Genomic DNA, 24,224 nt, shown 5'->3' with positions numbered 1-24,224 from the left:
TTTCCTCCCCAACCCCCCTTAAATGGTGCGGGTGACCACGACCGACCGTCGGGCGGTGCTGCGTGCGGGTGCCGGGATCGTTGCCTCGGGGGTGCTGACCACCGGGTGCGCGACCGGCGGTGCCGCCGATCCTCCCACCGCCCCCTCGTCCCGTGCCCCGACCAGGCGCACTCCCGCCCCCGCTCCCGCACCCCTCCTCCGCTACCCCGCCCAGATCCGCCACGGACCCCGCGACCGCCCCCAAGTCGCCCTCACCTTCCACGGCAACGGCGACCCCGCCACCGCGCACACGCTGCTCTCCGCCGCCGAGAAACACGGCTCCCGAATCACCGTGCTCGCCGTCGGAACCTGGCTCGACGCCCACCCCGCCCTCGCTCGCCGCATCCTCGACGGCGGCCATGAACTCGGCAATCACACCCTCCGTCACCTCGACATCAACGCCATGCCGCAGACGGACGCCGACGCCGAGATCAGAGGGTGCGCCGAGCGGCTGAAGGCGCTCACCGGGTCCATCGGCACCTGGTTCCGGCCCTCGCGCGCATCCCGCGCCTCCCCGCTCGTCGAACGGCTCGCCCGCCGGGCCGGCTACCCGCACGTCCTGTCCTACGACGTCGACTCCCTCGACTTCACCTCGCCGGGCGCCCCCGCCGTCGTACGCAACGTCATGGCAGACGTCCGCGCCGGATCGATCGTGAGCCTGCACTTCGGGTACGCGGACACGGTTGCCGCGCTGCCCGGCCTCCTGCACGAACTCGACCGCCGCGGCCTGCACGCGGTGACCACCACGGAGCTGCTGAGCTGATGCCCACCACCCCTGTTGCCCGCACTCCCGTCGCCCGTGCCCTCGTCACGGGAGCAGCCCTCACCGTCCTGGCCGGACTCGCCGCCTGCGGCACCGAGACCAGGGACCGGCCGGACCGGACCCTCGGCGCCGTGAAACCGGCGAAACCCGCCAAGCCCGCCGCACCGGCCAGGCCCGTCGTCCAGGGGCTGCCCGGAATGCCGCCCGTCCTCGACCCGCGTGACGTCTACGCAGCCGACCGGCCGGGCAAACTCTCGCCCGTCGTCCGGGACTTCCCGTCCCGCGTCTACGTGCCCAACACCGAGTCCGACACCGTCTCCGTCATCGATCCGAAGACGTACGAGATCGTCGAGACGATCCGCGTCGGGCGGCAGCCCCAACACGTCGTCCCCTCCTGGGACTTGAAGACCCTCTGGGTCAACAACAACCGCGGTCACACCCTCACGCCCATCGACCCGAAGACCGGGAAGGCGGGCAAGCCGGTCGACGTCCACGACCCGTACAACCTCTACTTCACGCCCAACGGCAAGTACGCCGTCGTCATGGCCTCCCTCGACCGCGAGCTCGTCTTCCGCGACCCGCACACCATGAAGACCGTCAAGACCGAACCCGTCAGCTGCTACGGCGTCAACCACGCCGACTTCTCCCTCGACGGCAGGTACTTCATCGTGTCCTGCGAGTTCAGCGGCGAGCTGCTCAAGGTCGACACGGAGAAGATGAAGGTCGTCGGGCAGCAGAAGCTTCCCTTCGAGGGCGCGATGCCGCAGGACGTCAAGATCTCGCCGGACGGGAAGCGGTTCTACGTCGCCGACATGATGGCCGACGGTATGTGGGTCCTCGACGGGGAGAAGTTCGACACCCCCACGCTCCTGCCCACCGGCAAGGGCACCCACGGGTTGTACGTCAGCCGCGACTCCCGCGAGATGTACGTCTCCAACCGGGGCGAGGGCACCGTCTCCGTCTTCGACTTCCAGAAGGGGGAGGTCTCCCGGAAGTGGCGGCTGCCCGACGGCGGCAGCCCCGACATGGGCGGCGTCTCCGCCGACGGCAACGTCCTCTGGTTGTCGGGGCGTTACGACGACGAGGTGTACGCCATCGACACCCGGACCGGGAAGCAGCTCGCCCGGATCGCGGTGGGCCGCGGCCCGCACGGCCTCGCCGTCTACCCGCAGCCCGGCCGCTATTCGCTCGGCCACACGGGCATCTTCCGCTGATCCGGCGCCAGTTGGCTCGCCTTCGCCAGGCGACGTCATGTGACACGCCGCCGATCGAGTGATGATCCCCGGCCCGCCGCCGCAGACCCGACATGGTGCATCCATGATCACAACTCGCCTGCGGCGGCGGACCGCTGCCGTCGTCCTCTCCCTGGCCGCGGTCTTCGCGACCTCGGCCGCCACGGTTCCGGCAGCCGCTCCGAAGGCCGCCGCCAAGGCCGCCCCCGTCTGTCCCCAGTTCGACGACCCCATCAAGGCCGCCGTGGACCGTCGCGTCGACGTCGACCGCATCACGCCCGAGCCGGTCTGGCGGAAGACCTGCGGCACCCTCTACCGCAGCGACGGCCGCGGCCCGGAGATCGTCTTCGCGGAGGGCCTCAAGCCCAAGGACGTCATCAACGGCCAGTACGACATCGAGCAGTACGTCCTGGTCAACCAGCCCTCCCCGTACGTCTCCACGACGTACGACCACGACCTGTACAAGACGTGGTGGAAGGCGGGCTACAACTACTACATCGACGCCCCGGGCGGCGTGGACGTGAACAAGACCATCGGTGACACCCACAAATGGGCCGACCAGGTCGAGGTCGCCTTCCCCGGCGGGATCGAGCGGAAGTACATCATCGGCGTCTGCCCGGTGAACAAGACCACCAAGGTCGAGAACATGAGCGGCTGCCAGAGCAACCCGCACTACGAGGCCTGGCACTGAGCGGATGAGGAGCGCCCCGTGAGGAGCGCCCGAAAGGGGCGCGGGGAACTGCGCGACCAGCCCCCACCGGGCCGGCAGCGAAAGAACCACACATCCCGCGGAGCAATCAGTGAGCGAGGAGCAAAGCCTCCCCGCCCACCGGCATAAACCCCGCCCCCAGGAACGCCCGCACACTGCGGGCGTTCCCCGGAGCCATCTGCGCCCACACAGCCTCCCCACCGCTCAGCTGCCGCGCGGCACCCGCCAGGGCCCGGCCCAGCCCCCGGTGCCGTACCGCCTCGTCCACCTCCACCGCGGCCTCCAGCCGGCCCGCGACCCCGCGCCCGAGGATCAGCATCCCGCCCTCGGTGGCCCACACCCGGACATCGTCGCGGTGCTTGTGGGCCCGGGCGACCCGGTGATGACCGGCGTCGTCGACCTCCGTCAGCGGCAACGGCGGCTCGCCGCGCACCGGGGAGGCGACCGCGAGCACGTCGATCGTCTCGTTCGAGCGGCCCGTACGGTCCATGAGGGCGGCCAGGAAACGCGGGTTCATCGGCGCGGAGAGCGCGTCGCTGTCGACGCCGGCCAGGGTCCGGCGCACCCAGTCCGGATCCTCGTCCGTGAAGACGACCGCGTGCGCGGTGAAGGCGAGGACTCCGGCGTCGCGGTGGCAGGCCTGGGGTACGACGGTCGTACGGCCGTCGGCGGGCGGGAAGACGCCCCGCGCCACGCGGTCGAGAATGTCCTTCAGCGCTTCCCCCACAGTGCCCCTCCCGGCCTCTTGAGTCTCCACCCGCTGGAAGGCCCAGACTCGCCATCATGATCGACGACGGCACCGGACATCTCACCATCGGCGAACTGGCCCGGGCCACCGGACTGACCGTACGGACCATCCGTTACTGGTCGGACGAGGGCGCCCTGCCGCCCGTGACCCGGTCGGCGGGCGGCTACCGCCTGTACGACGCCGGCTCCGTGGCCCGCCTCGAACTGATCCGCACCCTGCGGCAACTGGGCCTCGGCCTGGACCACGTACGCGCGGTGCTGGCCGGGGAGACGACGGTCGCGGAGGTGGCCGCCACGCATGTGGCGGCGCTCGATGCGCAGATCAGGTCGCTGAAGGTGACGAGGGCCGTGCTGTCGACCGTGGCGAGACGCGGTTCGACCGCAGAGGAGATGACGCTCATGAACAAACTGGCGCGGCTGTCGGCCGCCGAACGGAAACGCATCCTGGAGGAGTTCGTGGACGAGATGTTCCACGGCCTCGACACGGCGGACCCGGTGATCCGCGAGCGGATGCGGACCGTCGCCACCGACCTGCCGGACGACCCGACGCCCGAACAGGTCGACGCCTGGGTGGAGTTGGCCGAGCTGTTGCAGGACCCGGAGTTCAAGGCGCAGATGCGGGCGGTCGCCGAGTTCAACGCCGCCGACCGCGGCTACGACACCGAGGACGGGGCGTCCCTGTGGTTTGCCCAGCGCATGATCAAGCTGGCGGCCGAGGCCCGTGAACGCGGCGTCGCCCCCGACGCCCCGGAGGCCGCCGAGATCCTGCGGGACCTGCTGGGCGACGCCGACCCCGCCGACGTACTCGCACGCCTGGAGTCGCCGACGAACGACGCGGCTGCCCGCTACCGCGAGTTGCTGCTCGCGGTGAAGGGCCAGGAATCCGGGGCGGCACACCGGGAGGAGTTCGCGTGGGTGACCGCCGCGCTGCGTGCCCGCCCGGCCAGCTAATCTGACCTCGTCAGCAGTACGTACATGAAGGGGCGGGGCCCGGTGGCGGACATCGAGGAAGCACGCAAGCATTTCGAGCGGATCGACACGAACGGTGACGGCTTCATCACCGCCGCCGAATTCAAGTCCGCCCTGGCACAGCAGGGCGACTGGAACGTCACCGAGTCCGTGGCAGAGGTCATCATCGCCTCCCGCGACCTCGACGGCGACAAGCTCCTGTCGTTCGACGAGTTCTGGACGTACCTGAACAAGTAGCAGTACGTGCGTATGCGTGTGGGGCGCCCGCCGGATCATCGGTGGGCGCCCCTCGCTGTGCGCCCCTGTGCGCCAGTTGGCGTAGACGCTGCTCATGTCAGGCCTTTGGATGAAGCCACCCGGACTTCCCGCGGATCCGGGGGAGCCGCCCGGTGGAGCACGAGGGGGAGCTCCGGCTCAGGGCGGCCGAGCGGGAAGAGCCGGCGGCGGAACCGACACGGGGAGCCCGGTTCCGCCGCCTGCGCTCGTACGCCCGTCACTCCCCGAACGCCTGCCCCTTCAGCCGATCCACTGACCGGATCAGCAACGACTGCCGCCCCGTCACGATCCAGCCCTGCTTCCGCCACTGCTCCAGTACCCGGCTCACCGTCCGCCGCGAGCTGAGCACCAGCCCCGCCAGGTCGTCCTGGGAGAGCGGCAGGGCGATGCGTACGCCGGTGGAGTCCGGCTCGGGACGGCCGCAGCGTTCGGCCAGGTCGAGGAGGAGGGCGGCGAGGCGGACGGGGACCGGTTCGGTGATGCCGGTGCGCTGGAGGTCGGCCTCGCGCAGGCGCTGGGACAGCGTCTGTTCCAGCGCGGCGGCCATACCGGCACCGGAGCGGGCCAGCGCCTGGAAGCGGGCCGCCGGCAGATACAGCAGGTCGGCCGGCGTCGCCGTGAGGAGCGACGCCGAGCGTCGTCTGCGCTCCAACCCCGCCTGTTCGCCCAGGAGTTCACCGGGCCCCCGCAGGGCGAGCAGCGCGCGGTAGCCGGCATGCGACTGGGCGACGACCTTGACCCACCCGCGCAACAGCACCACCAGGTGGTCGGAGTCCTCGCCCTGCGTCAGGAACTGCTCGTCCGCGGGCAGCGAGGCGCGCGTCGCCGCCTGCAGCAGCGCGGCCCGGTCCGCGGGCACCAGAGCCTCCCAGAAGGTGGCAGGACGGCCGCTGCCCGTCATGTGTGCGTCGGCCATGGAGCGCCCCCCGGTCCCCAGTGCGCGGGTGTGCAGAGGGTCAGTGTGGCACCGAGGGGCGCGCGCGGGACCCGTCAGTCGACGGCCGCCCATTCCTTCAGTGCGGCCTTGGTCGCGAAGTCGCCGACGTTCGTGTCGACCGGGTCGTCGGTGTACTGGTGGAACATCCAGTCGGCCTTGATGCGCGGCTTGCCCGCCGTCACGTAGTCGGCGATCCAGAGTCCGTCGCCCGCGTACGAGGTCGTGTCGACGTTCAGCCAGTAGTTCCGATTGCAGTAGAGGACGACCCGGTTGTCCGGCCGGAGTTCCTTCACCTTGCGGATGAAGCGGTCCTTCTCGGCGTTCGACGCGTGGGTGCCGTCGCCTGTCGTCTCCCAGTCGACGGCGAGGATGTCGCCCGCCTTCTCCGGGGCCTTGCTGACGAAGTACTCGGCCTGGGCGGTCAGGTTGCCGGGCCACAGGAAGTGGTAGAAGCCGACGACGCAGCCGGCGTCGCGGGCCCGCTTCGTCTGGGCCGCGAGCTTGGGGTTGACGTACGAACGGCCCTCCGTCGCCTTGATGAAGACGAAGGAGAGGCCGTCCGTGTCGTACGTGGAGGACTGGTACGCGCTCACGTCAATGCCGCGCAACATGGGGAGCTCCCTGAAGTGCCGTTGGGGGGACAGGAGTTGGCACTCACCACCTTTGCACAAGTGATTCTGCGGGCGCATGTGATGTCGTCGATACCATTGCGGCAACGGAGAGTTGGGGGAGCCGGCGTGGAAGCGTTGATGGGCATGGTCGTCTCGGCCGTCGGTACGGTCGCTTCGGGGGCTCTTTCCGGAGCCGGTGGCGAGATGGGCAGGCGGACCTCCGAGAGGCTCTACGACCTGCTGAGCCGTGGCCGCGCCGGGAACGGGGAAGCGGACACCGGGGCCGGCGGGGGCGATCCGGGCCGGCCTGCCCTGCCCGTCACCGAGTCCGAGCGGGCGGCGGCCGGGTTACGGCTCGTGGAACTCGCGCGCAGCTCACCGGAGTCCGCCCGGGAGGTGGCGGAGTGGGTTCGTGAGGCCTCGTGGCTGGCGCCGCGTGCCGTGCCCGCCGTGGCGCACGGTGCCTCCCGTCCGCAGATGCTGCCGCCGACGACCGCGGTGTTCACGGACCGGACGGACGTGCTCGCGTGGATCACGGCACTCCTGGACGAGGAGGGCCGCACGCCGGGTGCGCCGACGCTCGTCGCGCTCACCGGACCGGGTGGCATCGGCAAGACCGCGGCCGCCGTCCAGTGCGCGTTCGAGTTGGGGGAGCGGTTCCCCGACGGTGTCCTGTTCGCGGACCTGGACGGGGCGTCGGCCGGCAGTGCTCTCGCGCCCTCCGACGTGCTCGCTCGGTTCCTGGAACGGCTCGGGGTCCCGCCCGCCATGGTGCCGGGCGACGAGGCACGGCAGCGGGATCTGTACCGCGACTGCACGGCCGACCGGCGCATGATCGTCGTCCTCGACAACGCTCATGACGACGCCCAGGTCATCCCGTTGCTCCCGGCCTCGCCGGGGTGTCTGGTCCTGGTGACGAGCCGGCACCGGCTGGGGCGCCTCGTGGCCGGTCATGGGGCCCGGCCCTACCCGCTGGGGCCGCTGTCGACCGAGGACTCCGTCCGTCTGATCAGACGCGTCGTCGGAGGCGACCGCCCGCCCGCCGCGGACGCGATCGTCCGGGCCGTGGCGGAGAGCACCGGTGGGATCCCCCTCGCGGTGTGCACCACGGGCGCCGGCCTGGCCGTCCGGGAACACCTGACCTGGGAACGCGTCGCGCGTCAGCTGTCCGACCGGCTCCACGGCCACCACCGGGAAGGCGCCGCCATGGGAGACGGAAGCCCCGACGCCCCGGAGGCTCCGGCCGATCCCGTCCGCCTCGCCCAGGACGTCTCGTACGGCGAACTGACGCCCGCCTGCGCCGCCTTGTACCGCGCGATCGCGGTGTGGGCATGGCCGACCGTGACCGTCAGGTGCGCCGCACATGCCGCCGGTGTCGCCGAGGCGGAGGCCCGGGCGCTGCTGGAGCAACTGGCCCGTGTGCATCTGCTGGAGGAGGTCGGGGAGGAGCGCTACCGGTTCCACGATCTGACCCGGGTGCACGCCCGCGAGCTCGCGTCCGCCGAGGACGGCCACGGCCGTATGGCGGCCGCCGTGCGCCGGGTGGCGGTCGCGCAGCTGCGCTTCGCGGCGGGCGCGGACTTCCGGGTCATGCCGCTGCGGTGGCGGCTCGGCCCCGCCTATCAGGGTCTCGTCCTCCCGGAAGGCCGTGGCCAAGGGGACGGCAAGCTCGCGCTGGCGGAACTGCGCGATGAGCGGGAGAACCTCGCGGCGGTGATCAGGGCCGCCGCGCACCACGGCTTCGACGACCTCGTGTGGCAGTTGTGCGAGGCGATGTGGGGCCTGCATCTGCTGCTCGGCTTCCACGCCCAGTGGATCGACACCCATGAGCTCGGGGCCGAGGCCGCCCGGCGCAGCGCGGCGGAGTTCGGTGACCCGCGTGCCGTGGGCCGCATGTGGACGCAACTCGCCTTCGGTCACATGGGGCTCGGCCGGGCGGTCGACGCCGAGACCGCCCTCGACCGGGCCAGGGCCGCGGACCGGGCCTGCGGCCACCACCGCGGGGAGGCGACCGCCGTCGAGGCGCTGGGCCTTCTGCGCCTCAGACAGTGGGAGTTCGCGGCGGCCCAGCGGTGTTTCGAGGAGGCGCAGGAGATCCTGGGCCGTATCGGCCGGGGTGACGACGGCTGGGAGGATGTGCCGCGTGCCACCGCCCTGTTGGAACACCACATCGGCCGAGCCCTCACCAAGCGGGGACACCGCACCGCCGCCGTCGCCCGGTTGAACGACGCCCTCGCGCGGTTCCGCCGGCTGCCGGGCGGCGATCCCTACAACGAGGGCCGTGTGTACATGAGTCTGGGCGACGCGCACCTGGCCGAGGGAGACGCGGACCAGGCGATCGTGTGCCTGGACGAGGCCGTCAAGGCCATGACCGGGGCCGGCGCGGGGCTGCAACTCGCCGAGGCCGTCATGGCGAGGGCGGAGGGCCATCGCGGTTCCGGCCGTCCGGCGCAGGCAGCGGAGGATCTGCGCACCGCCGCGGCGTGCTTCGAGGAGAACGGCGACCAGGCCGGCCTCGAACGGGTCAGGGTCCGGCTGGCCGAGCTGGAGGCGTGAGGGGCCGGCTCACGGTGCTGCTGAGGGGAGCGGCTCCACGGCGACGCGGTGCACCGTGGCACCGGTGCGCACGCTGATCTCGGGGGCGGCCTGCGCCAGGGGCCGGCCGCTCGCCGTCCAGGCGTAGAGCGCGGAGGCGTAGACGGCGGGATCACACAGGTCGGGCCGCCCGTCGGGATCCGCGGCGGCGGACAGCCGTACGAGGTCGCCCTCGCGGGTGCGGACGACACAGCGGTCCGGGCCGTCGACGTAGGCGACCAGCCCGCAGTACGGGTAGCGGTCGAGCGCCTCCGACGCCCAGGCGGCCGGGGGCCCGAGCCGTGCGTCGTCGGCCGCCGCATACCGTACGACGATGTCGGCGAGGCGCAACCGGCCGGTCTCCCGGGTCTCCTCGTCGACCACCGTGTGCGCGGTGTCCACCTGCACCGCCGGGTCCTCCGACGGGCCGGGCTCGTCTCCGGCGACGGCGTACCGGACGAGGGCGAGTTCCGGCGGGGCCGTGCCGATGTGCCGGGCGAGGACCCGGACCGGTGCGGTGACGCGGGCGGGGAGGTACGGCGGCAGCGGCAGCGGGTCGAGCAGCGCCGGGTGGTCTTCGGGCTCGGGGAGGCCCAGGAGGCCGTAGAACAGGCGGCGCAGGAGAACGGCCGACTCTCCCGGCGACGAACTGGTCTGCTCCGCCAGCTCCTTGTAGCGGCCGGGGTCGTGCGCCGCGATCGCCCGGTCGATCTGGGCGCGGAGGCTACCGCGGGGGAGGAGCCGGGGAGCCGTACGGCCGAGTGCGGCGACCGGGGAGTGCGGGTCGAGGTCGTCCTGGGGGAACGCCCCGAGGACGACGGGGATGCCGATGGCCGCCGCGTAGTAGGTGACGCTCGAGTGGTCCCCGAGGACGCAGTCGGCGGCTATCAGGGCCTGTCTCCACCCGTCGAGCGGCGGGATCGCGTCGAGGCCGGCTCGACGCGCGTTGTCCAGCCACGCGCGGACCTGTCCGGGACCGTGGCCGTACCAGATGTTCGGATGCAGGACAGCCGTCGTCCGGTACTCGTCGGCCGGCAGCTCAGCCGCCAGCCGTTCCAGCAGCCACGGCAGCAGGTCGTCCGTGCCGCCGAAGAGGGAACGCGGCGCCCAGGTCGAGCTGACGACGACCAGCCGCCGGCCGGGCCCCACGCCCAGGGCGCGACGGAAGCGGTCGCGTTCGGGCAGAGCGGCGAGGATACGGTCGTAACACGGGTCCCCCGCGAGCACCGCGGTGGGCGCTGCCTCCGGACAGGCCGAGCGCAGCCTCGTCAGCTGCTCGGGGTGGGACAGCACGGTAGCGGTCGCGAGGGGACGCCCGTCTTCCAGGAGCCATTCGGGGGCCAGGCCGAAGACCGGTCGTCCGGTGTCCGGTGTCCGGTGTCCGGTGTCCGGTGTGGCCAGCCTCTTATTGTATCCGACCCCATGGGACAACACGGCCAACTTGCCTCGTACCGCCCCGAGTTCGCCGCCGTAGCTCGCAGCCACCGTCAGGTCGAACGTCGTGTCCTTGGCCTGTTCCCAGGAGAGGACCGGCAGCCCTGCCTGAGCCAGCAGCTCGGGCACTCCGGCGAGGAAGGGCGACGAGCCGGTGCAGGTGGCGAACATCTGCACGCGAACATCGCTGTGGAACAACGGGATGATGTCCAGCAGACGCGTCGCGGACGTCACGTTGTGCACGATGAACAGGACGCGACGACAGCCCACGCGGGTGATCCACCGCTCCGCGTCCTCGCCCACCGGTACCCGCAACCACGCCGCCCCGCTTGTCACCCTTGGCCTGGTCCCCTGACGTGATCGAGTCCGTCGCTGCTGTTGTCGCACTCGATGCTATCGGGGCCCACACCGCGGAAACCGGGAGGTCGGTCAGAGGCGAGTCACCGGTTCGTGACGTACGGGAGGTCGCGGCGGGCGTTCCGCAGGACCGAGCCCCACCAGAGCAGTTGGTCGAGCATGACCTTGGCGGCGGCCTCCGCGCCCTGCGGGTCGCGGAGCGTGCCGTCGGCTTCGAAGAGCTCGTAGTAGCGGGGGAAGGACACGTAGTCGCGGACGGTGTGGGCGTGCAGCTCGTTGAAGACCTGTCGCAGCTGCTCGATCGCCAACAGGCCGCCGCTGGAGCCGCTGTAGCCGACGAAGCCGATCGGCTTGGCCTGCCACTCGGTGTAGTGCCAGTCGATGGCCGCCTTGAGGGAGGCGGGGAAGCTCCGGTTGTAATCGGGTGTCACCACGACGACCGCGTCGGCGGCATCGAGGCGTGCGGTCAGGTCGGTCATTCCGGCCGGCCGGAGCAGGTCGGGCTGAAGTGCCGGCGGCACGGCCGGCAGTTCGAGCGGAAGCCCGGTGTCGGCCAGATCGATCAGCTCGACCGCGAACTCCCCGTGCAGATCGGCCTGGTGGCGGAACCAGTCGGCCACCACCGGACCGAAGCGGCCCTCCCGGACACTGCCGACGATCACGTTTCCGGGCCGGGCGAGGCGGAGGAAGACCGGGCCGAGAGTGGTAGTGGCAGGGCCACGATCCGTACCGGCAGCGGGTGTTACGTTCGGGGGCGTGAGCGACAATGAGCTGGGCCTGTTTCTGCGCCTGCGCCGTGAGGCCGTCACACCGGCCGACGTGGGGCTGCCCACCGGGCCCCGCCGTCGCACGCCCGGACTGCGCCGCGCGGAGCTGGCGACAGTGGCCGGGGTCAGCGTCGAGTACGTCACCAGGCTGGAACAGGGCCGGGATCGCAGGCCGTCGGCCCCGGTGCTGTCGGCGCTGGCCGACGTACTGCGGCTCTCGCCCAGTGAGCGCGTCCACCTGCACCGGTTGGCCAAGGGCGCCGACCCGGGCTTCAGTTGCATGGGCGGAGCCGGACCGAACAGGGTGGTGCGCCCCGCCGTACGGGCCGTGCTCGACCGGTTGGAGCCGGCCCCCGCCGTGCTGCTGAACCGGCTGTGCGAAATCCTTACCTGCACGGATGCGTACCGGCGGCTGGCCGGGCCGATCGGACTGCTGGACGGCAGCCGGCCCAACCTCGCGCGCTTCGTCTTCACCGATCCACGGGCACGCACCGCCTACCCGGACTGGAACCGTGTGGCCGACGAACAGGTCGCCTGGCTCAAGGCGGGGCCGGGGTGCTCCGACGTTCATGTCGCCGCGTTGGTGGACGAGTTGACCGTCTCCAGCGGTGCGGAGTTCGCCGGGCGGCTGGAAGCGCTGCCCGGGCTGCCGAAGGCGAGTGACGTGACGCGGATGGCCCATCCGGAGGTGGGGGAACTGCGGTTGGCGTACGAGACACTCGAACTGCCCGCCGACGACGACCAGCGCATCGTCGTGCACCTCCCGGCCGACAGCGCGACCACGGCCGCCCTCGACCGCCTCGCCGGCCGTCACCCGGGCTCCCTGCGAGCCGTCTGAGCGAGCCGTCTGAGGGGCGGGTCACCGCTTCAGGGCCGTGTCACGGCAGACGGCCGTCCGGCCTGCGCCGCGGTGGTTGCCGGATCGGCCGGAGAGGGTCCGTCCGGACCAGACCGCCGGAGACCGGCGTGGTGCCGAGGTCGCTGTCGCCGTCCTCGTGGCGTCGTACCCAGTCGTCGAGGTCGAGGGCCGTTTCCAGCGGTTCCCTGGCCATGCAGACGCGCAACCGGGTCACCTCACCGGCGGCTCCGATCCCTTCCGGGCAGAGCAGTCCGTCCCGGAAGCCGGCCTCGGCCATCGCGAAGCGCACTCGCGCGGTGTGCGGAGACACCTCCAGGACGTCACCGATGAGCTGCCAGTCGGCGCCGCCCACGCGCTCGAACACGGCCGCGGCTTCGAGGAACCGCTGCGCGGCGGCGAGCACCCGGGCGGCGTCGGCCAGCACGGCACCCGGCGAACGGGTGGTGCCGTCGGGTTGCAGCTCGTCCTCGCCGATCGGGACGACGGCACGCGCGCGGTCGGCCACCTCGCATGCCTCGTAGGCCATCACCACTCTCGCGCGCGCAGCATCCGTGTACGGCGCGGTGGCTCCGGTGTCGCTTTCGGTCATGTCAGCCAGCCTCGGCTCCGACGACGGGGGCTGATCACCGCGGTTCCCCGCATGGTCAGCCGCGCAGGAAATACAGAACGGTCATGATCACGGCGGTGGTCAGAATGACGCCCCGAAGCAGCCGGGCGGGGAGACGGCGGGCGAGGTGGGCGCCGGCGAAGCCGCCGGCCACCGCGCCGACCAGCATGCCGGTGAGGAGAAGCGGAGCGCTCAGCGTGTCCGAGGCGATGAGGAACAGCACGGTCGCGCTGAGATAGATGGCGGCGAGCTGCGCGATCCGCATCGGGTTGCTGACCGCCGCGTCGAGGCCGAGGCCGATGCTCCACAGGGCCAGCATCATGATGCCTACGGCTCCGCCGAAGTATCCGCCGTAGACGGCGAGGACGAACTGACCCGTCAGGACGACTCGGGAACTCATGCCCACCGAGCGGCCGAGCGCGCTGTTCAACGCCCTGGAGAGGTGGGGTCCGAAGGCGAGGATCACCGTGGCGAAGGCGAGCAGCCACGGCGCCGCGGCGTCGAAGGACGATGCGGGCAGCGCCAGCAACAGGCCGGCACCGACTCCGCCACCGATCACACTGATCGCTGTCAGGGCCCTCGTGGATGTCGGCCCGACCGGGGTGAGTTCGCGTCGGTAGACCCACGCGCCGGCCACGGCGCCGGGTACGAGGGCGACCCGCGACAACGCGTTCGCCGTCACCGGTGACAGGCCGAGCGCGACGAGAACGGGCAGCGCCACGAACGTACCTCCACCGCCGATGGCGTTCAGCGCTCCGGCGGCGGCACCGGCCAGCAGGACAAGCAGTATCTCGGACACACGCCGAGCATCACCCCGTCACCAGGGGCTCCACAATGTGTGATCGACGCACCCAGCCTAAGGCTGATCCGTAGGCTGGGACGGTGCGCTATGACTTGGACGACCTGAGGCTCTTTCTCCACATCGTGTCGGAGGGGTCGATCACGGCGGGTGCTCACCGGATGCACCTGAGCCTGCCTTCGGCCAGCGCCCGGGTGCGCTCGCTGGAGCACCACGCCGGCGTGGCGCTGCTGATCCGCGGCCGGCGGGGCGTGCGGCTCACGCCGGCGGGGACGACTCTGGCCCGCCATGCACGCGACGTGCTCGACCGGACCGCGCGGCTCGAAAGCGCGGTCGCGAGCTACACCCGGTCACCGACCGCTCCGCTGATCCTGCTGGCAGGCGGTTCAGCGATGCATCGGCTCGTCCCGCGGGCCCTGGTCTCGTTCCTCCGGGCACACCCGGACGTCGACGTCACGGTGTCCGAGAGCCGCACCCCGCAGACCGTGCGCATGCTCGCCGACGGCGAGGCGGACCTGGGAGTCGTCCTCGACGACGAGGCCCGCGACCGCGGTGTGCTCCTGGAGCCCCTCGGTGACGACTCCCTTGTCGTTGTCGGCCAGGCCGGAGGGGTCCTCGCCGGGCGGACCGCGCTGACCTACGACGAGGTCGCCGAGCACCCTCTCGTCGGGCTCGACGCCGACTCCTCGCTGCGCCGCTGGATCGAGAAGCACCTCGGGCCACACGCTCCGGTGGTGCGCTACCGCACCACCGTCGCCGACCTCAACGTCCTCGTCGCTCTCGCCGGCGCCGGTGTCGGGCTCGCCGTGGTGCCGCGCCGCGCCATCGACCCCCACCAGCCCCTCGACGTGTGCGAGCTGCAGGACCCCTGGGCCCGCCGTCACCATCTGCTGGCCTGGGGCGTCAAGGACCGAGCCTCACCGACGGCCACCGCGGCGCTCGCCGAGCACCTGCGCCGGGCGGCACTCTCCGAACCTCTCGGTCGAACAGGACGCTGAGATCGTGGCCTTCACCGCGCCCAGGGGCAGGGGACGAGAACGGTCCGCTGGCCGCCTCGGCGAGGTCTCAGGGCTGGGCTGTCACCGGTGGTGGGGTCCACCGGTTGGTGCGGGGGGTGGTGGAGGTGACGCCGTACTCGCTCTTGAGCTGTTCGGGAATGGCGTACTGCATGACCCGGCCGCGGGTGAGGGAGCTGAGTTCCAGGTGGGTGGTGATGTTGCCGAGGTGATCCAGGACCCAGGCCCCCAAGGGCGAGTTGTCCTCGATGCGTTCCAGGATCCCGAGGAGGGCGGGGGCTGCTTTGACGGCTGTGTCCCAGGCGGTGCGGGGGACTTGGAGCCAGTCGGCGCAGGTGTCGCCGATGAGGTAGCGGATGAGGGCGGCGACCACGGGGTCGAGGAGGGTCCCGGGGACGACCTCTTCGTAGAGGTCGATGAGCTGGCGGGTCAGGCGCGCTCCCTCTTCGGAGGGGCCCATGTGCCGGGTCATGTAGAGGTCGGAGAACTGCCGGGCGCTGCCCACGTCGGTCGGAGTGTGGTCGAGGCTGATGCCGAGCATGTCGCCGACGACGCGCCAGGCGTAGAAGTAGGACTCGGCGCCGTCGATCGACATGTGGATGCCCAGGCGGTGCAGTGCGTCGAGGACCTGGATGGAGAACATCATCTGGCCGCCGATCATGTCCTCCTGACAGATCGGTGTGCCGAGGGCGGCCACATCCCAGCGGCCCTCGCGGCGCAGGTGGTAGCGGATGGAAGCGTGCAGCAGGCGGACCTTCTGTGCGGCGGGGATGAACCGGCTGCCCGCTTCGAACGCGTCGGGCTGCATCAGGTAGACGGTGAACTGCCCGGTCTCGGCCATGCGCCGGGAGGGGTACTCCAGGGAGTGGGTGGCGCTGAGCAGCTTGGCCACGTGCGGAATGGCGTAGCAGGCGGGCATCGCCGCGAAGGACAGGGCGGTGGAGATGTGCACGTTGTTGTCGATGAAGAACAGCCGGGCTTTCTCCATCTCGCCCCAGTCCACCCAGCTCGGTGGTGTGCTGGTCGCGTGCAGGTAGTCACGGGCCACGTCGGGCAGGCCGTCCGGCAGGTCCTGGCCGACGGTGGAGAAGTAGCGCATGAGGGTGTTGAACTTGCCGATCTCACCGCGCTCGAACAGGGTGTTCACCGTCGCGTCGGCGAGTTCGTCCCCCATGTCCCGCAGGGCGTTCATGGACTGGTCGGTGTAGGACATGGGGTCCTTTCGGCAGGTCAGGACTGGCGGGCTGTGGCCGAGGTCATCAGCTGGGACAGTGCGCGGGTCGCGCCGGCCGGCAGATTCGCACGGGTGAGGGTGGCGGTCGCGGCGCTGACGCGCTGACTGATCATTTCCTCGACGCGGTGGGGTGCTCCGGTGCGCCGTACGATCGCTCGGACCTGCAGCAGGCCCTCGCTGTCCAGGCCCGGTCGGCCGAGCAGGCCGCGCAGTTCTTTGCGCTCGGCTGTGGTGGCGGCCGACCAGGTTTCGGCGAGCAGGGCGGTGGGCCGGTTGCCGGTGATGTCGTCCAGGTTCGACTTGCCGGTGCGTTCCGGGTCACCGAAGAGTCCGAGCAGGTCGTCCCGCAGCTGGAAGGCCTCGCCGAGGGGCAACCCGTAGGCGGTGAAGTCCTTCATCAGCCGATCCGGAGCGCCGGCCAGTGCGCCACCGATGTGCAGAGGATGTTCGACCGTGTACTTGGCTGTCTTGTACCGGATCGTCTGGAGGGAGTTGCCCGTGTCGGGCAGGGCCCCCGTGCGGAGGATCTCCAGGCACTCGCCGGCGATCAGCTCCCTGGCCATGACCGCCCACAGTCCGCGGGCGCGGGCCAGGTAGGCCGCGGGCAGGCCGCAGGAGGTGAACAGCTGCCCGGCCCATGACATCAGCAGGTCACCGGTCATCATGGCCAGAGCCCTGCCACCGGCACTGCTGCGCGCACGGTCGGTGAACGCCGCCCGCAGAGCGATATGGGCGCTGGGTACGCCGTGCCGCATCGAGCTGTCGTCGATGAGATCGTCGTGGACGACGGCTGCGGCGTGCACCAGCTCCATCGCGGCGGCGGCTCGCACCAGCGCGTCACTGTCCGGTTGCCCGGCTGCCCGCCACCCCCAGTAGCAGAAGGCCGCGCGCAGACGTTTGCCACCGGTCACGGCCACGGTCAACTGCTCCACCACCGGCAGCAGTTCGGCATCGATGGCGATGAGCTGGTCCGTCTCCTGCCGCGCGAACGCCTGCAACGCCGCGTCGACGCGCGCTCGGAGTGCGACCTGGTCCTCTGCTTCAGGTTCAGGCATCTTCTGAAACATCGCTCCGACCGCGACGAGCGGCGACCCGCCGGGCCAGCAACTCCATGTGGGGCTCGGGCACGGAGGTGTACCGCTGGATCGCCAGCCGCCCCCGTTCCCTCATCTCCTGCTGACCGTCCTGCGCCAGCTCGGCCAGGTCCGACCGGCCCAGCAGCCCCCGCACTCCCCGCAAGGCCGCCCCGATACCGCTCAGAGCCAGGTCGGCCACTCCGGCGGCAATCAGCACGGCGTCGCTCTCGCGGCCGGCTTGCGCACCGCCATCGGCTTGCGTCACGGCAATCCCCTCATTTGCTGGCCGACATGAAAACGGGCTGGAGCCGAAACGGGCCACCGCCCCGGGAAAGTCTGTCCAGTTGGCCGGCACTTGCACCGCGCACAGGCGTTCGGGTGATCATCTTTGTAATCATAGAGTCTGTCAAATGGACGTATACGGTACTGAGTTCAGAGCTGACGTCCCTCACCACCGGCCTACTGACTGAGCTGCCGGCCGTGATCATTCCGCCGTTCGCAAGGACTTACGATCTTCGACGTGAGCGGATGCGACGTTTCCCTGCACCTCAACAGGCGCCGGACAGCCAGGTGGACGACTCGACGTGCCGGGGCAGCGGTGGGAACTCTTGTGCTGTGCTCGCTTCTTGTCGGTGCGTCGGGCGGGGCCGTCGACGAAGGCTCCAAAAACGACCGTCCCGGTATCGGGGTCCGAATATGTCTGGCTCTTGAACTGCCCCTGCTTCCCGGCACAGTGGGGGTGGACCTCGGAGCCTCGCTGCACCTGCCGCCGAATGGCCCACCCGTGCATCTCCCGGACTGCCCCGAACCGACACCGTCGGCGCCACCCTCCCCTTCCCCACCACCTTCCCCTTCCACGTCGCCGTCCACTCCTGCGCCCTCGTCGACTGCGGCGCCCACCTCCACTCCCGCGCCGCCCTCCACTCCGGCGCCGTCCTCCCCCGTGACACCGGTCCCGGCGGGGAGCGCGGCCCGCCCGCAGCCCGGCCCGTCCACCACGCCGACTCCGTCCGCATCGCTGTCTTCCGCCTCGGCGAAGACGGTCCGCGCCCCGAAGGCGTTCGCATCGACCGCCCCGTCGGCACAGGCAAGTGAGAGTGGCGCTTCCCCGCGGCCCGCGAAGACGTACCTCGTCCCGAGCCGCCGCGACGCGTCCTCATCTCCTGACGGTCAGAGATCATCCATGGTCACCACGATGCTGGTGATCACGGTTCCCGCGCTGCTCGTAGCCGTCGCTCTGCGCCCACGTTCACGTTCGTCCCGGCGCGCCGGACGCTCCTGACCCCGCCGGGTCCCTGTACTCGTCGATCAAATTCTTCAAGGGAGTTATGCATGTCGGAGTGGGTGGTGCTCGCCATCGCCATGGCGGCTGCGTGCGTCATAGTCATCGCAGTTGTCGTACTGCAGCAGCGACGGGTCGGAGAAGACGACGACCCGTCCGAGACCCCGGACGTCATCGAGTACATGGCGATGATGATCGGCGTGATCTACGCGATCGTCCTCGGCCTCGCCATCTCGGGCGTATGGGAGGCCAGGAACACCGCGCAGGACAACGCGTTCAACGAGGCCCAGGCGCTCCACGAGATGAGCGCGCGTGCGCAGGTCTACCCGGCCGCGGTGCGTGACCAGGTCCGGACCGACATCGACGCCTACGTCACCTACGTCGTCGACACCGAGTGGCCGCACATGCGGGAGCACGGCGCCCTTTCTCCGCGTGGGGCGGAACTGCTCGGAAAGGTACGCCACGACGTGACGACCCGCGTCCCGCAGAGCGACCTCGAGAGCCAGACGTACCAGTCCATGGTCGATCTTGTCGCCGAGGCCGACGAGGCCCGCAACATCCGTGGGCAGAACACGGGGCCGACGATGCCCGGCCTCGTGTGGTTCGGCCTGATAGCGGGTGCCGTGGTCACCGTGGGCATGATCTTCACCCTGCAGATCCGCCGGTCCGCGCGGGAGTTGCTGCTGGCAGGGGCGTTCAGCGCGCTGATCGCCTTTCTGCTGTTCCTGATCTGGGACTTCGACGATCCCTTCACCCGGGGACTCGGTGTCACCACCCAGCCGTTCCTCGACCTTTTCCCGTCGCTCGGCCTACCCCGCTGAAAGTGACGAACGCGCTGGTCAGGGCCACCCCCTCAGCACTCGATGATGTTCACCGCAAGCCCACCCCGGGCCGTCTCCTTGTACTTGACGGACATGCGGGCGGCTGGTGATCATGGGGTTGACCTGCGGTTTTGATATACCCAGGCTTGCCTTGAATCACGTCAGGGACTTTTTTTGGGACTTCTTGTCGGGGGCTGATGACAACGTATCCCATGCTGCGTGAGACGCCTGTGGGGTTGGGTCGTTGATGCTCGGGCGGCATCCGATGGCTTCGGTGAGCCCCGCACTCGTAATGCGTAGGTCTCGGGTTCGAATCCCGAAGGCGGCTCCAAAGAATACCGCAGGTCAGGCCTCTGACCTGCGGTTTCTTCGATTTCTTGACCTTGGAATGTGCGTGCCGAGGGCTTCTTGAGGCTCTGCATGTAATGCGTAGGTCAGAGGTTCACTATCTGGCAGTGGTTGCGCGTCTGTGGTCCGCATGCGTGGTTCTGACCTGCGGTTTTCTTATGTACTGCTGAATGGCTGGACAGTGTCCGCGGAGGGTGGGGTGGCCAAGTGGTGGCCATCTGTGCGGCGTCGGTGCATCGGGCGGATTGTGGTGCGGGTGGTAGTCGCTGATCGGGGCGCCATGGTTTTATCGATTCTATACAACACGATCTGAACGTCGCGTCAGGTCAGGCGACGGCGCGTCCACCAGGCGCAGAGGATTCCGAGGCTGAGGGCGAGGCCGAGACAGATGCCCGTCTTACTGGTCGCTTGTCTTCTCCACGAGGAACCCCTCAATGTAGAGACGGTCCATGGATGTCCTCAGGAACGTCTCGATGGCCATGGACGGAGCCATAATTAGGGGTTGTCCTTTCACGTTGAACGACGTGTTCACCACACAGCCGAACCCGGTTCGCCTCTTGACCTCGCTCAGCAGGGTCCAAAAGACATCGTTGGTCTCGTGGCGAACTACCTGGACACGCGCCGAACCGTCAGCGTGAACGATGCCGGAGACGGCGGATCGGTGCTCGTCGCGCACCTGCGCCGTGCACAGCATGTATGCCGTGGGGGACAGCCTGCGGGTCTGGAAAATCCTGTCGCAGTCTTCTTCCAGTACCGCCGGGGCGAAGGGCCGGAACGGCTCACGGAACTTCACCATGCTGTTGATGCGTTCCTTGATCCGATCTCCCTTTGGCAAGCCGAGGATCGAGCGGTTACCCAGGGCGCGCGGACCGAACTCCATACGTCCGTGGAACCAGCCGATGATGCGATCGGCGGCGAGGTCGGCGGCCGCGGCGGAGAAATACTCACTGGTCAGACCCACATGGCGCCAGCGGAAGCGACGGGACGCTGCGCGTTCCAGTTCCTCGTGTACTTGCTCGGTGCTGTACGAAGGCCCCGAGTAGGGGTCGAATCCGCTGGACGGGCCGACGTAGGGCACCCCCCGTTGATGCGAGGCGTACAGTGCCGCACCCAGGGATGTTCCGTCGTCGCCAGCGGCAGGCTGGACGAAGACTCGGTCGACAGTCGGCAGATCACACAGTGACTGATTGGCCTTGCAGTTGAGGAAGGTCCCGCCGGCCAGGCACAGAGACGATTCACCCGTCCTGGCGAGCCAGTAGGAGACCAGCTCGGTCAGGACGGTGGTGAGTCTCGCCTGGAGCGCTGCGGCGAAATCCGCGTGTTCGGGCCGGTGGCCGTTTTCCTGGCTGGCCACCGGAAAGGCCGCCTTCGCGAGGAAGGCCATGGCCTTCGGATAGCCGAGCTCGGGTGAACGCAGGCTTCCACGCGGCCAGTTCACCCGCACACCACCGGTTTCAGTGTCGAATTGAACCAGATCCGCGAACAGAGCGCGGTACGGTGCGGGATCTCCGTAGGCCGCCAGGCCCATCACCTTGTACTCGTCGGAGTTGGAGGAGAAGCCCAGGAAACGGGTGCAGATCGAGTAGAGGAAGCCGAGCGAAGCGGAGATCGGCTGGCTGAGCAGCTTCTCCAACTGCCCGTCTTGCGCGTGGTACACCGAGAGCGACTCAGTTTCACCCATCCCGTCCGAGACCACACACAGCGCGGAGCCGAAGCCGCTCGGCAGGTATGCGGAAGCCGCGTGTGCCAGATGGTGATCCACGGGCTGGAATCGGTCGGCGACACCGTCCCAGCCGTGTTTGCTCAGGCCGTCCACCACCGTACGGCCCGTCAGTACCTGGTCGAAGTAGTCCAGGGATCCCGCGAAGACCCGCCGGTAACGGTCGTAGTTGAAGCCGTGTGCGACGACGTCCACATCCTGTGGCCCGATGCCTGCCGCCGCCAGACAGTAGTCGATCGCGCCCAGGGGCAGTCGCCCGGTTCCCTTGTCACCGGAGAAGCGCTCCTCGGCCGCGGCGGCCACCACCCTGCCGTTGACCACTAGGGCGGCCGCGCTGTCCAGCCCCTGACAGTTCCGTGCGTCGAGACGATCGATGGCCGGAGTGTCCCTGGCCAGCCGATCCTGAGCGTGGGGAAGGCCGCTGAGGCCCATGATGATCATTCAGCTCATCACCCTTGTCGTGTGATCGCCGGAGCCACTGCGGCACCGGTTGATTCCGTGAACTCCGGGCGCCACCAGTGGTGTACGGCCCGGAACGGGAGCGCTCCCGTCAGTGCCACCGCCGCGGCGTGGTCGCGTGGAGCGCGTATGTCACGCAACCGTAGCGAACCGGTCCGGTTCCCCGGGGCCGGGACGACCAGGGAGCGGCACCGGCCCGCGACCGGGAGGGGCAGACCGTCGCCCAGTCGGCCCCCCACCGCTTTGACGCTCGCTTCCTTGCGGGTCCACAGGCGCAGGAAAACAGCCTCACGCCGGCCGCACGGTGTGGCGGCCAGCCAACGCGCCTCATTCCGCGCGAAGTGACGGGCCGACACGGCCGACACGAACTCGGCGTCGCGGCGGCGCTCGATGTCCACCCCGATCTCGCGGGTACGTGCGATCGCCAGCAGGGCGATCCCGTCGACGTGGGACAGGTTGAAGCGCAGGATCGGCTTGATCCCGTCGAGTTCGGGCTTGCCCCACCGGCTCGTGGTCGTCCGGATGTTGTGCGGTCGTATGCCGAGGTAGCGGGCCAGGACGCAGCGGGCGGCACCGTGCGAGACGGTGAAACGGACACGACTGCCGGGCGAGGACAGTTTCCCGCAGCGCTGTCGCTCGGAGGGATCGAGCACGTCGAAGAGCCTGTCGCATTCATAGGGGTCCTGACCGTCCAGGGCGATCCACCAGAGGTGCGCGAGGTCATGGGCGGGCAGCGAGAGACGGGCGGGCGGCGCCGGGGCACGTCCCATGGTTCACCCCGTCCCAGGAGACGGAGACGGCGGCGGACCTGCGGCGGCGGGGCCGCCCCGGGCGAGCGTGTTGAAGACCTGGAGTCTCTGGATGTTGGACGTGCCCTCCATGTATTCGAGGCCTAGGGCGTCCCTGGCCCATTTGTCGAGCAGCGGGTGCTTTAGGCGGGCGCCGCAGCCGAAGAAGCGGAGCACTTCGAGGGTGGTCCGCTCGGCGAGCCGGGACGCACCGACCTTGGCCGCGGCCGAGAGGTGTCCGTGGCCGGGGTCGGCGTCGACCGCGCGGGCCGCCTGGTAGGTCAGCTGTCGCACGGTGTCTATGCGGTGAGCCATCCGGTCCAGACGGTCGCGCTCCCGCGCGCTGGGCGTCGAACGGTGCTCCCTGGCGTATTCGTGGGCGGCCCGGGCGATTCCCACGCCCATCGCCGCTGCGGCCACTCGCAGGAGGTTGAAGGCCCGCAGCCACCCCCACATGCCCCGCTTGACGGGTGACAGGTGCTGCCCGAGCACCCGCTCGGCGTCGATCTCGACCGCGTCGAACGTGAGGCGTCCCAGTGCACCGGACAGTCCGATTGTCGCCACGGGCGCGGAGGCGAAGCCCGGCGCGTCCGTCTCCACCAGCACGGCGCGCAAGCTCAGTGGCCCTTCGCCGGTGCGGGCGAACACCACGCCGGTGCCCGCCCGGGTGGCGTTGCCCACGTAGGTCTTCGCTCCGTTCAGGCTGTACCCGGTGGCGTCCGTCGTCCGGCTTCGAGCGAGAGGGCTCAGGGAACTCCGCATCCCGCCCGCGTCCGACCCGTGTGCCGCCTCGGTCATGGCCAGCAGACTCCAGGCCGCCCCGCCCAGCAGCCGCTCGTAGAACCAGTCCTGCTGGGTACGGTCGCCGAGCGATTCCACGACCGGGCCGGCCGTCAATGCTCCCGGCGCGGCCATCAACAGGGCCGCGTCCCCCCAGGCGCCTTCCTCATAGAGGACGACCCGTTCCAGAGCCGACATGGTGCGCAGGCGCCGACCCCGCACCAGCACGGGTGTGCCGCCGTACCGTTCGGGGACGGAGAGGGTGGCCAACGCGGTGTGCAGTTCCAGTTCCGGAGGCCGGTGGTGCGTGGTGACTCCGGAACCGGCGGCGTCCCAGACCAGAGAGTGCGACCGCATCTCCTTGGCCCACTCCCTGGCCTGCCGCCGGAGAGAGGAGAGCTCCTTCTCCTCCATTTCCACGTCGCTCATATCGCCGCGCCCACGTCGCACGTGCCCAGATACACGTCACTGAGCAATTCGGATGTGTAAGCCAGCACGCCAGGTTCTTCGAGGGTGAATCCGTGAGCACCGCACAGGTGCAGGAGTGTCCGCGCGTTGTCCGTGATGCGCTCGTGCAGTACCGCAAGAGTGGGAAGTTCCCAGGAGCCGGAAGCTGTGGTGGCCAGCACGCTGAGCAACTCGAGGCGCTCGATCTCGACGTCGGCCAGAGATCCCTTCAGCAACTGCTGCCGGAGCAACGGCTCACCATCGAAACTCCGTTCGGACAGATGGGCGAGAACGATGTCCAGCAGCCGGTCGCACAGCCCGAGGCGCAGCCAGGTGAGTGCCTCGCACCACTGGTGATACGCGGCGTCGGGCACCGCGGTGGCCATGCCGCTCATATCGGCGCAGCGCAACGCGGCCATGTCGGCGCCCACCAGGATGGGCGCGGAGAGCGGTTCCGCGCGTAGGGGCACGCGGTGCCCGGAAGGTGTCCGGGCGAGAGCCGCGCTCCGGTCGAGAGCCGCAGGCACGACAGCGTGCCCACCGGGTCCGAGTACAGGGATGCCCTCGCTCAGG

Annotated in this window: 23 protein-coding genes; 9 read left to right on the top strand and 14 right to left on the bottom strand. The window is 69.9% G+C overall.

Annotated elements, in window-relative coordinates:
- Positions 1-22: 22 nt before the first annotated feature.
- From ACH4TV_RS30025 to ACH4TV_RS30015, 3 genes are all read left to right on the top strand, one after another.
- Positions 23-802 (top strand): polysaccharide deacetylase family protein, encoded by a 780-nt coding sequence (locus tag ACH4TV_RS30025; protein WP_398403499.1) that lies wholly within the window; start codon positions 23-25, stop codon positions 800-802.
- A complete protein-coding gene (locus ACH4TV_RS30020) occupies positions 802-2,016 on the top strand; it encodes a YncE family protein (RefSeq protein WP_398403497.1) in 1,215 nt (404 codons plus the stop codon). The genes ACH4TV_RS30025 and ACH4TV_RS30020 overlap by 1 nt, the downstream gene beginning before the upstream one ends.
- A gap of 103 nt (positions 2,017-2,119) precedes the next feature.
- Positions 2,120-2,725 (top strand): ADP-ribosyltransferase, encoded by a 606-nt coding sequence (locus ACH4TV_RS30015; protein ID WP_398403495.1) that lies wholly within the window; start codon positions 2,120-2,122, stop codon positions 2,723-2,725.
- Positions 2,726-2,831: 106 nt separating this feature from the next.
- Here ACH4TV_RS30015 and ACH4TV_RS30010 read toward each other — a convergent pair whose 3' ends face one another.
- Positions 2,832-3,470: a GNAT family N-acetyltransferase gene (locus ACH4TV_RS30010; protein WP_398403493.1), complete on the bottom strand. Its 639-nt coding sequence runs from the start codon at positions 3,468-3,470 to the stop codon at positions 2,832-2,834.
- 56 nt (positions 3,471-3,526) lie between these two features.
- On the opposite strand from ACH4TV_RS30010, the gene ACH4TV_RS30005 reads away from it, so the two are divergent.
- Positions 3,527-4,441, top strand: a complete 915-nt coding sequence (locus ACH4TV_RS30005) for a MerR family transcriptional regulator (protein ID WP_398403491.1) — start codon at positions 3,527-3,529, stop codon at positions 4,439-4,441.
- Between the two features lie 42 nt (positions 4,442-4,483).
- Complete coding sequence (locus tag ACH4TV_RS30000) at positions 4,484-4,696, top strand: EF-hand domain-containing protein (RefSeq protein WP_398403489.1); 213 nt, start codon at positions 4,484-4,486, stop codon at positions 4,694-4,696.
- A 256-nt stretch (positions 4,697-4,952) separates the two neighbouring features.
- On the opposite strand, the gene ACH4TV_RS29995 is transcribed toward ACH4TV_RS30000, so the two are convergent.
- Both ACH4TV_RS29995 and ACH4TV_RS29990 read right to left on the bottom strand, forming a co-directional pair.
- A complete protein-coding gene (locus ACH4TV_RS29995) occupies positions 4,953-5,651 on the bottom strand; it encodes a Crp/Fnr family transcriptional regulator (protein ID WP_398403487.1) in 699 nt (232 codons plus the stop codon).
- A gap of 74 nt (positions 5,652-5,725) precedes the next feature.
- Positions 5,726-6,283, bottom strand: coding sequence for a glycoside hydrolase family 25 protein (locus tag ACH4TV_RS29990; protein ID WP_398403485.1), 558 nt, complete (start codon positions 6,281-6,283; stop codon positions 5,726-5,728).
- A gap of 126 nt (positions 6,284-6,409) precedes the next feature.
- Between ACH4TV_RS29990 and ACH4TV_RS29985 the strand changes: the two genes are divergently transcribed.
- Positions 6,410-8,839 carry a tetratricopeptide repeat protein gene (locus tag ACH4TV_RS29985; protein ID WP_398403483.1) on the top strand — a complete coding sequence of 810 codons (2,430 nt, stop codon included), beginning with the start codon at positions 6,410-6,412 and terminating at the stop codon, positions 8,837-8,839.
- Between the two features lie 9 nt (positions 8,840-8,848).
- Here ACH4TV_RS29985 and ACH4TV_RS29980 read toward each other — a convergent pair whose 3' ends face one another.
- A complete protein-coding gene (locus tag ACH4TV_RS29980; RefSeq protein ID WP_398403481.1) occupies positions 8,849-10,627 on the bottom strand; it encodes a hypothetical protein in 1,779 nt (592 codons plus the stop codon).
- Between the two features lie 104 nt (positions 10,628-10,731).
- Positions 10,732-11,310, bottom strand: coding sequence for an NADPH-dependent FMN reductase (locus ACH4TV_RS29975; RefSeq protein WP_398403479.1), 579 nt, complete (start codon positions 11,308-11,310; stop codon positions 10,732-10,734).
- A 94-nt stretch (positions 11,311-11,404) separates the two neighbouring features.
- On the opposite strand from ACH4TV_RS29975, the gene ACH4TV_RS29970 reads away from it, so the two are divergent.
- Positions 11,405-12,253: a helix-turn-helix domain-containing protein gene (locus ACH4TV_RS29970; RefSeq protein ID WP_398403477.1), complete on the top strand. Its 849-nt coding sequence runs from the start codon at positions 11,405-11,407 to the stop codon at positions 12,251-12,253.
- A gap of 40 nt (positions 12,254-12,293) precedes the next feature.
- On the opposite strand, the gene ACH4TV_RS29965 is transcribed toward ACH4TV_RS29970, so the two are convergent.
- Complete coding sequence (locus ACH4TV_RS29965) at positions 12,294-12,863, bottom strand: hypothetical protein (RefSeq protein ID WP_398403475.1); 570 nt, start codon at positions 12,861-12,863, stop codon at positions 12,294-12,296.
- Positions 12,864-12,918: 55 nt separating this feature from the next.
- Complete coding sequence (locus tag ACH4TV_RS29960) at positions 12,919-13,680, bottom strand: sulfite exporter TauE/SafE family protein (RefSeq protein ID WP_398403473.1); 762 nt, start codon at positions 13,678-13,680, stop codon at positions 12,919-12,921.
- 83 nt (positions 13,681-13,763) lie between these two features.
- On the opposite strand from ACH4TV_RS29960, the gene ACH4TV_RS29955 reads away from it, so the two are divergent.
- A complete protein-coding gene (locus tag ACH4TV_RS29955; protein ID WP_398403471.1) occupies positions 13,764-14,678 on the top strand; it encodes a LysR family transcriptional regulator in 915 nt (304 codons plus the stop codon).
- Between the two features lie 67 nt (positions 14,679-14,745).
- Here the strand turns inward: ACH4TV_RS29955 and ACH4TV_RS29950 are convergent, their stop codons facing one another.
- From ACH4TV_RS29950 to ACH4TV_RS29940, 3 genes are read right to left on the bottom strand one after another with little or no spacing between them, the layout of a single operon-like run.
- Positions 14,746-15,909, bottom strand: coding sequence for an oxygenase MpaB family protein (locus ACH4TV_RS29950; protein WP_398403469.1), 1,164 nt, complete (start codon positions 15,907-15,909; stop codon positions 14,746-14,748).
- 17 nt (positions 15,910-15,926) lie between these two features.
- The gene (locus ACH4TV_RS29945) at positions 15,927-16,985 is read right to left on the bottom strand and encodes a polyprenyl synthetase family protein (protein WP_398403467.1); all 1,059 of its coding nucleotides are present in this window, start codon (positions 16,983-16,985) and stop codon (positions 15,927-15,929) included.
- Entirely contained in the window at positions 16,978-17,271 is a 294-nt protein-coding gene (locus tag ACH4TV_RS29940; RefSeq protein ID WP_398403465.1) for a polyprenyl synthetase, read from the bottom strand. Before ACH4TV_RS29940 ends, ACH4TV_RS29945 begins: the two co-directional genes overlap by 8 nt.
- Before the next feature lie 1,067 nt (positions 17,272-18,338).
- Between ACH4TV_RS29940 and ACH4TV_RS29935 the strand changes: the two genes are divergently transcribed.
- Positions 18,339-19,109, top strand: coding sequence for a hypothetical protein (locus ACH4TV_RS29935; RefSeq protein ID WP_398403464.1), 771 nt, complete (start codon positions 18,339-18,341; stop codon positions 19,107-19,109).
- 745 nt (positions 19,110-19,854) lie between these two features.
- Here the strand turns inward: ACH4TV_RS29935 and ACH4TV_RS29930 are convergent.
- Genes ACH4TV_RS29930 through ACH4TV_RS29915 form a run of 4 tightly spaced genes read right to left on the bottom strand, consistent with a single transcriptional unit; the run spans position 19,855 to position 24,070 of the window.
- Complete coding sequence (locus tag ACH4TV_RS29930; protein WP_398403462.1) at positions 19,855-21,618, bottom strand: carbamoyltransferase; 1,764 nt, start codon at positions 21,616-21,618, stop codon at positions 19,855-19,857.
- A gap of 8 nt (positions 21,619-21,626) precedes the next feature.
- A complete protein-coding gene (locus ACH4TV_RS29925) occupies positions 21,627-22,406 on the bottom strand; it encodes a 4'-phosphopantetheinyl transferase family protein (protein ID WP_398403460.1) in 780 nt (259 codons plus the stop codon).
- Positions 22,407-22,409: 3 nt separating this feature from the next.
- The gene (locus ACH4TV_RS29920) at positions 22,410-23,633 is read right to left on the bottom strand and encodes an acyl-CoA dehydrogenase family protein (RefSeq protein WP_398403458.1); all 1,224 of its coding nucleotides are present in this window, start codon (positions 23,631-23,633) and stop codon (positions 22,410-22,412) included.
- Positions 23,630-24,070, bottom strand: a complete 441-nt coding sequence (locus ACH4TV_RS29915; RefSeq protein WP_398403457.1) for a hypothetical protein — start codon at positions 24,068-24,070, stop codon at positions 23,630-23,632. The genes ACH4TV_RS29920 and ACH4TV_RS29915 overlap by 4 nt, the downstream gene beginning before the upstream one ends.
- Positions 24,071-24,224: the final 154 nt, after the last annotated feature.

This window comes from Streptomyces sp. NPDC020898 (assembly GCF_044333925.1).
GTDB lineage: Bacteria > Actinomycetota > Actinomycetes > Streptomycetales > Streptomycetaceae > Streptomyces.
Note: the sequence above shows the minus strand (reverse complement) of the source record. Positions and strands in the feature narration are given on the sequence as shown.